Origin of the sequence: Methanosarcina sp. UBA289 (genome assembly GCA_002496565.1) — an archaeon.
Lineage (GTDB): Archaea > Halobacteriota > Methanosarcinia > Methanosarcinales > Methanosarcinaceae > Methanosarcina.
Map to the genome: position 1 here is coordinate 1 of DAKJ01000011.1, position 7,831 is coordinate 7,831.

Here is a 7,831-nt window from a genome sequence, read left to right on the forward strand (position 1 = left end):
CTGTCAAACTAAGGTTATAATAAACTTTTCGACATGCTAAGCTATCCTTTGAACATATTTGATTCAAAAAGAAACACGGAAGAAGAAAAGAAAATATATAATAGACTTGTAGCAAAATTTAAAGCTTTGATGGAAAATTGGGGAGGACTTAAACCTATTAGATCTCTCATTGAGGACGTATTTAAATTAGCCAAAAAAACGTGCAATATGGAGAATTTACACCGATATACGATGCGTTCTGTAAAAAAGTATTGTTCTTTAGCCGTATTTTTGACAGGGACAATTACTGCGTTCTTTATTAGTGACAAGAAGGGATTACAACACTTGGCTGAGAGTTAAGAAAAAAAGCACCATAGATAAAATAACATGTTTGGGACAATTCGTATCTTAACCGAATCCAAATGGAGGATTCTTACAAAGCCATTAATCTGGTGATCTATATGAGATATACTCACCATTAATTTCCATTATTTCATATCCATTCAACTCATCACCCGATTTAACAGTAAAAGCATTTTCATAATCAATCAGCCATAGACCATCGATCTGAACAATACTGTCGACTGCTCCCTGAAAGATCTGGTTGACATGCACTCTGAAGACAACAACATCATTTTCGCCCTGGATGCCATCACGTTCGACTTCCCATATGCCACCGCTGCCATCATCGATTGAGATGATATCGTCATCTACGAGTTCTCCATCTTTGGTGAATTCGAGCCACACTTTCTCACCGTCATCGACCTGCTTGACTTCAAGATAGTAGCCTTCATCTAAGTCGAGTAATTCGCCTGGCCTTACATTATAGTACTCGATTTCTAATGGCAAGTCAAGAATCAGTGGTGCAAGTTTGTTTTTTGAATAAGATTTCAAAGGGACGTACTCCTCTCCAAACATTTTGATTATAGAGTATTTCTGATTCTTCCAAGCATCAGATCGGTATTCAACCTGTTGAAAAGAACGTCTCTCTACATTCGTAAGTTGAGTAGGGAGTAGCCCAGTTTTCTCATTTTTTTTCTGTTCTTCTGTTGGTGTCAATAGTATATCATCAGCTGTTCTCTCATTCTCTTTAACAGAAATTTTGGCTATTTGATAAGTATCTTCAGAAGTATCCGGTTTTTGTAACATCCCAGCTTCATTATTTTCGACTGATTGGTAAGGATCGCTGCTATTTGAATCTAAGAACGCGGTTGCGATAATCAAAAGAATTCCCAGAGTCATGACAATTTTTATCCCACGAAGGATGCTCTTTCCGGAAGACAGATCTGATTTTTTAGGAGAAGGAGATGTTGTTTGTTTTACATCGTGGAATATTCTTGCTGCCTCAAGGTTTTTTCTTTTGAGTTCTTCCCAATCTTTCCTTTTAGCTTCTTCTCTATGTTCTCTGAGTCTTTGCTGCTCTTCTTCCCATTCCCTTCTGGTTTTTTTCTCTTCTTCTCTGCGTTTTCGTTCCTTTTCTTCCCGCAATTTTATTTCAAGTTCTTCTTTTTCCTTTTCCCTGCGCAACTTTTCCGCTTCGGCTTTCTTTAAGCGTTCCTCTTCTTCTTGCTGTTTGCGTAGCCTCTCCTGTTCTTTTTTTTCTTTTTTCAGGCGTTCCTTTTCTTCCTGCTGTCTGCGTAGTTTCTCTTCAGCTTCTTTTTTTCGGATTTCATCTTGAGAAGGTCCAAAATTAGTCCTCTGCGCAACACCACCATCAATCTTAACTAATGATGAGCCTTCTCCATCGGAAAAAATTGTATGCTGTACTACGGAATCGATTATATTGATAACCTGTTCCCTTTTGATAACCCCAATTTCCTTTGCGGCACTCGAACTCTGTACAAGATGCCGGAGATTTTCCACAATCTCATTTAAAAAGCCATTAATTCCAAATTCCTTATCTGACTTTGCTTGAAAAAGAACCTGTGTTATTCCCTAGCGCTCTATGATAACAGCCGTAAGCAGATAATAGGCTTTTTCTCCTAAAGAGTCACCTGCAAGGTAAAGAATTTTCCCATTTTCCACGGAAAATTCATCAACTTTATACAGCCTGTTTTTGCAATTATGGGTAACGAATTCAACTACTTTTCAGGCTGGATGTTTTCAAAATTCAAACCACGTTCTGCAGGGTAGCCTTCATTGAAAAGCGTGAGAAAATCATTTCTCATAATAGTTTTTTCTTTCAGGAAAGGACAGACGCAGTGAACTTCTTTGGGACGCATATCAATGATGTGTTTTTCCCAATTATGGTCTCTATAGCGAACTGTCGCCCCGATTTCTTCCTTATGAACACAGCTGAGAGGTTTGAGTATGAATTTTGCGGTCCTGGGAATGGACGGAGGAATATTTCCAAGTTCTTCTATTTTGCTGTTTTCAAGTTCAAAAAGAGAATAACTGTAATCAAGAATTACTTCAACGTCAGAAATGGCGGAATCTCCGTTGTTGATCACGCGGATACCGAATCTAACCTTATTATCAGGAAGAACTTCATACCCGCGTTTAATTTCTATATCCGCCATTTGCACACACCTAAACTTTTTTATAATCTTCACCTATAAAGATATTTGTATTTTAGCATACGAATTTCCTGGGATGGGCTAAATAGTTGAGAAAATAAACAAAGAGTATGAAATCTTCTAGATTGACCATAGATCCAGAATATTCAAAGGCTCAATATGCTATACAGCAGCTAGCAGCTAAATAAGTTAAAATTTGAGCATATTTAAGCTCCACTTCGGTAATGTAGAATGATCCTATAAAATGAAACAAATTCGAAGTTGAAGTGAAATAGTGATTCATCCATATACGATAGATTATTGTAACAAAAGAAATTAAAACAGGCCGTCTCAAAACTCAAGCCATTTCTATAATTGGATAGTGGGCAATGTTTACTTTAAATATAGGTAAGATATTTCTCCAAATATCAGGCACATATTGCCCTTATAGTCGAATATTTTGTCTCAATCATAGAATCGAGTTTAATTCTTACTTTCGGAAGGTCGAGATTAAAAATTAGAATATTTTACTCAATACTGTTTTAGATCCCACTTTCCGCAGTAAATTTTAGTATATTCATAATTTTTCCTGTTATCTATTTTCAATCTAACATGAATTTATTAGATTTCTGTGCAGGAGTTAAAAACAGCGAGATGACCATATTTAGAGACCAAAAATAATAGCATTCAATTTCACCAAGTTTCAATTGAGTCTATATTATTTGAAGATCTTTTAAAAAACACTAGCGGGAAAATATTGGTTTTCGAAAAAATACTGCGGAATATAGGTTAGATCATTAGCTAATTTGATGTATGGCTTAAAGTTGGTTAACCTGAGGTTCAACTCCTGCGACATAAACATAGAACCATTTTTTTCATTAAAATATAGTATGAGAGATCAGTAATTGGCCATATGTAAACCTAAAAAATACATACAATTGTGGAGTGTCATTTCAAAATCGCAATTAGCGAAATTGATAAAAAATTAACGACCTGCCGAATGAAAGTAATCTAGATTTAGTTGTCTATTTTCAGTCTCTAAATCCTGATTTAGATAAGCGAACCTGTTTAGATAGGTATTCTACAGAACTAAAAAATTATGAAAAACTAGACAAACTTATTTAAATCTTTAATAATTAATGAATATGAATAAGCAGTTTTATGATAAGTTTGCACAATCTTTCTCAAAGTATATCAAATATAATTAATAAAATAAATATTATCCCCCAAATATAAATAACTTTCAAAAGCCCAGCATATCACCTATAATTAATATAATAAACATCATTCCCCAAGGATAAATAGCTTTTAAAGGTTCGGACATTTTTATCTTTAATAATTTTTCCATAAACCAAGGAATAGTTATGACACACATGACTATTGCAGCTTCTATTTCTCCTGCTACCCCAAAAAACGTTATAAAAAATAATGGAGGTATTGAGCGAATTATAAATAAGACAAGCCAAGTGATCGAGTATGAAACGGAATCTACATCTATGGGATCTACACTATGTTTTATGAGTCTTTGCTGCTCTTCTTCCCATCCTCTTATGGCTTTTTCCTTCTCATTTCTACGCTTTCGTTCCTGTTCTTCCCGATGTTTTATTTCAAGAGCTTCTCTTTTCTTCCTTTCCTCTTCTTCTCTTTGTCGTCGAAGGTCTTCCTGCTGCTGTCTTTCCTGCTCATTTTTCCTTCTATCGGCCTCTTCCTGAGCCTTTATTTTTATCTCTTGTAATCTCTTTGCCTCTTCTTCTTGCTGTTTGCGTAGCCTCTCCTGTTCTTCTCTTTCTTTTCTCAGGCGTTCATTTTCTTCCTGCTGTCTGTGGAGTTTCTCTTCAGCTTCTTTTTTCCGATTTTCATCTTGAGAGGATCCAAAATTAGTACGCTGCACAATACTGTCCTGAATATTAACCGATGATGAATCATTTTTCCCAGAAAAGTCAGTATGTTGCACCACAGAATCTATAATAGTGATGACCTGCTCATTTTTGATAATTCCTATTTCCTTGGCAGAGCTTACGCTCCGCACAAGGTGACGCAGGTTTTCAAGAATTTCATTTAAAAAACCCTGGAGTCCAAACAGTTTATCAGAACTTGCATGCAGGAGGACTTGGACTATATTCTCCCGCTCTCTGACGACCACCGTGAGCAGATAGTATGCTTTTTCGCCCAGGGACTCGCTGGAGAGGTACAGGACTTTGCCGTTTTCGATTGAAAACTCATCAACTTTGTACAGTCGGTTTTTGCAGGTGTGGGTAAGAAAATCAATAAGCTTTTCAGGAGCTATATTTTCAAAATTTACGCCGTGTTCAGCCGAATAACTCTCCTCCGAGAGTCTCAGAAATTCGGACCTTGTAATAGCTTTTTCCTTCAGGAATGGGTAGACGCAGTGAACTTCTTTGGGACGCATATCAATGATGTGTTTTTCCCACTTATAGTCTCTATAGCGTACCGTCGCCCCGATTTCTTCCTTATGAACACAGCTGAGAGGTTTGAGTATGAATTTTGCGGTCCTGGGAATGGAAGGAGGAATGTTTCCAAGTTCCTCTATCTTACTGCTTTCGAGTTCAAAAAGAGAATGACTGTAATCAAGAATTACTTCAACGTCAGAAATGGCAGAATCTCCGTTGTTGATCACGCGGATACCAAACCTAACCTTATTGTCAGGAAGAACTTCATACCCGCGTTTAATTTCTATATCCGCCATTTACACACACCTAAACTTTTTATAATCTTCACCTATAAAGATATTTGTATTTTAACACGTCAATTTACTGCGATAAGTTAAATAGTTGAGAAAATAAACAAAGAGTATGAAATCTTCTAGATCGATCACAATAAAAGATTCCGTAATCATAGGTGGCCAGACTCTTGATGATGTAGGGGCCGAAAACGCCGCCGAACTCAAGTCCGATATGGAAGAAGCTCGTGAAGGTCTCGAACTCCTCCGCCAGCTCAAATCCATCAAAAGAGAAGATAAAGCTGGGTATCAGCATATCGAAAACGAAGCTAAAATGGTAGATGCAAAAATCGAATTGATGATAAAAGAAACTCAGAAAACTGGAGAAAGAAGAGAAGGAGAGCTTTATGCCCTTGACCTTGCAAGAACTCTGAATGAACTCCGGGGCCAGTGCGTAAACGATGAAGCTTTTGCTGTCAAGGTTACGGTGGAAGTCCTGAAGAACAAGGTAAAGGACGAAAAATCCCTTGGGTATCTGGAAAATATTGGCAAAATGCTGGATGCTGTTTATAATGATCCGTTCCACAAACTGGAGGAGACGCATCAAATAAGAATTATGAAGTTATGCAATTACATTGAAGAAGCTTATTTTTCATCTCTGGTGCATGGGAACGGAGAGAAATGAATTTTAAGAATCCAAAAACAGCGAGTCCTTTATGAAAGCGAGAAAATGGACTAATGCCGGCGAAAACTTATAATCCCTATCACTACTCCCTAAAACCAAGGCCTACTTTATGAACTATATTTTCTGCTTTTTTCATCAATTCATCCGGCATATCGCATATTCCATTGTCAATCCTTACTTCAAGCTGTGTACAAAGCTCGTTTGTGATGTCTCTGACCTCACCTTGAGCATAATATAGTAGGTCACTTGCATATTTATATGCGGTTTCCATTTCTCCAAGCTTCAGATGAACTATAAAAAGCTCACCGCAATAAAACGCTGACCTTCTTACATCATTTCGGGATATGCTTATTCTTAAGGATTCTGTATAATCGATCCTTAAAAATCCAGCAATATCTTTTTGTAGTTCTGAAACTGACTGATATCGCTTTTCCTGCTTTTTTTCGAGACATTTCATTATAATTGGATCAAGTTTCTCTGCCTCTGGGTTTATCGAGGAAGGAGGTTCAGGATCTTCCATCATTATGCTGGACATTACCATTACAGGGTCATCTCCCTCAAAGGGAGTTTTTCCCGTAACAATCTCATAGAAAATTACGCCTAACTGCCAGATATCTGTCCGAGCATCTTTTTTACCGAATTTTTTTGAGATCTGTTCCGGAGCTGCATAAAGAGGTGTATAACCTCCTAACAAAGATGTTCCAGAGATTGTTGAAACCTTTGAAAGACCCCAGTCCGAAATCTTTAGAATGCCTTCTTTTAGTAAAATGTTCTGTGGTTTCAGGTCCTGGTGAATAATGGATTTTGAATGAGCGTATTTAAGGCCCTCACAAATGTTGAAAAGTATCCATGCAGAAGAATTATCATCTATTGGAAGCTGTTTTTCTGAAAGTGAACAGTCACAGAGCTCTATCTCAAAGTAAGGGATTGGAAGGATATTGAAATCATAGACCTTCACGATATTTTCGTGTTCAAGGCCAGTCCAGTTCATGAGTTCGCTCATAAAAGACTTCCCTGTAACTGTATCCGATGAACGTGGGAGTTTGATTGCAACCTGTCTTTCGTCCTGCCTTTTTGCTTTAAATACTCTGGCAAATCCGCCTCCGCCTATATATTCTATATCCTTATAAAATGCAGCAAGTTCCTCCGGGAAGGGGCTTGGAACCGCCCTGGGAGCACCAGGTGTTAAAGAATGATTCAACTCACGTGCCTTCTCTGGTTCTTGAAACTCTTCAACGTTTATCCAGAAAGCATTTCTACTTTCATAGTTTTCTCCTCTACCATCTCGGCATTTAGTTGTTATTTCTAAAGGTACGGTCCCTTTTACAACAGGTTTCAGGGCAATTTCAAGGTATTTCTTATCATTTGCACTTACTGAAACCGGCTTTATACGCCTGATTTCAAAATCATCTGGAAAAAACAGGACTACATCAAATGCATGAGCACTCCCTTTATTTTCAATTTTTATCCTTGATCTATACCACTCATTTAGATTCAAGGAAGTTTTATCAAGTTCTACGGACAGAACGGGTTTTGCTTCAGATAAGAGTTTTTTAAGGCTATCTCTAGCATAATCAAACTTCTGAGAAACTCCTTTTTCCGCAATCTCTGAAATTTCCTGTGGAATAAATATGTACTTTTTGGCGTCTTCAATCTCGAGTTTCAATGTTTTCAGGGAAGATTCTATGTATTTTCTCTCTGCATCTTGCAATTTTTCCTCAACATTTTTTGCCTCTGGATCAAGCTCTCTCAGTTTTTTGTAACACTTTATAGCATCCTCATACTTGCCAAGATCGTCAAAAACATTACCTGTGTTGAACCATGCACGCTGGTCATTTGGTTTAAGTTCAATCGCTTTTTGGTACGCTTTTAGTGCTTCTTCCTTTCGGCCCAATTCGTCAAGAAAATTACCTTTTTTCAACCATGACTCATAATCGCCTGGTTTAAATTCAATTGCTTTTTCGTACGCGTTCCATGCCATCTGGTTATTTG

Annotated in this window: 5 protein-coding genes and 1 pseudogene; 2 read left to right on the top strand and 4 right to left on the bottom strand. The window is 37.4% G+C overall.

From position 1 onward, the window contains the following. Nucleotides 1-15 precede the first annotated feature (15 nt). A pseudogene (locus BP549_RS03795) lies at nt 16-339 on the top strand (IS5/IS1182 family transposase); the annotation flags it as partial. Nucleotides 340-423: 84 nt separating this feature from the next. On the opposite strand, the gene BP549_RS03800 reads toward BP549_RS03795, so the two are convergent. The 3 genes from BP549_RS03800 to BP549_RS03810 form a co-directional block, all read right to left on the bottom strand. After that, nucleotides 424-1,842 (bottom strand): S-layer protein domain-containing protein, encoded by a 1,419-nt coding sequence (locus BP549_RS03800; RefSeq protein WP_292378257.1) that lies wholly within the window; start codon nt 1,840-1,842, stop codon nt 424-426. Between the two features lie 218 nt (nt 1,843-2,060). Then, nucleotides 2,061-2,498, bottom strand: coding sequence for a hypothetical protein (locus BP549_RS03805; RefSeq protein WP_292378258.1), 438 nt, complete (start codon nt 2,496-2,498; stop codon nt 2,061-2,063). A 1,219-nt stretch (nt 2,499-3,717) separates the two neighbouring features. Continuing rightward, nucleotides 3,718-5,181, bottom strand: coding sequence for an MAP7 domain-containing protein (locus BP549_RS03810; RefSeq protein WP_292378261.1), 1,464 nt, complete (start codon nt 5,179-5,181; stop codon nt 3,718-3,720). 106 nt (nt 5,182-5,287) lie between these two features. Between BP549_RS03810 and BP549_RS03815 the strand changes: the two genes are divergently transcribed. Beyond that, nucleotides 5,288-5,839: a hypothetical protein gene (locus BP549_RS03815; RefSeq protein WP_292378262.1), complete on the top strand. Its 552-nt coding sequence runs from the start codon at nt 5,288-5,290 to the stop codon at nt 5,837-5,839. An 82-nt stretch (nt 5,840-5,921) separates the two neighbouring features. Here the strand turns inward: BP549_RS03815 and BP549_RS03820 are convergent. Continuing rightward, a partial coding sequence (locus BP549_RS03820; protein WP_292378264.1) for a protein kinase domain-containing protein occupies nt 5,922-7,831 on the bottom strand: 1,910 nt, incomplete at its 5' end.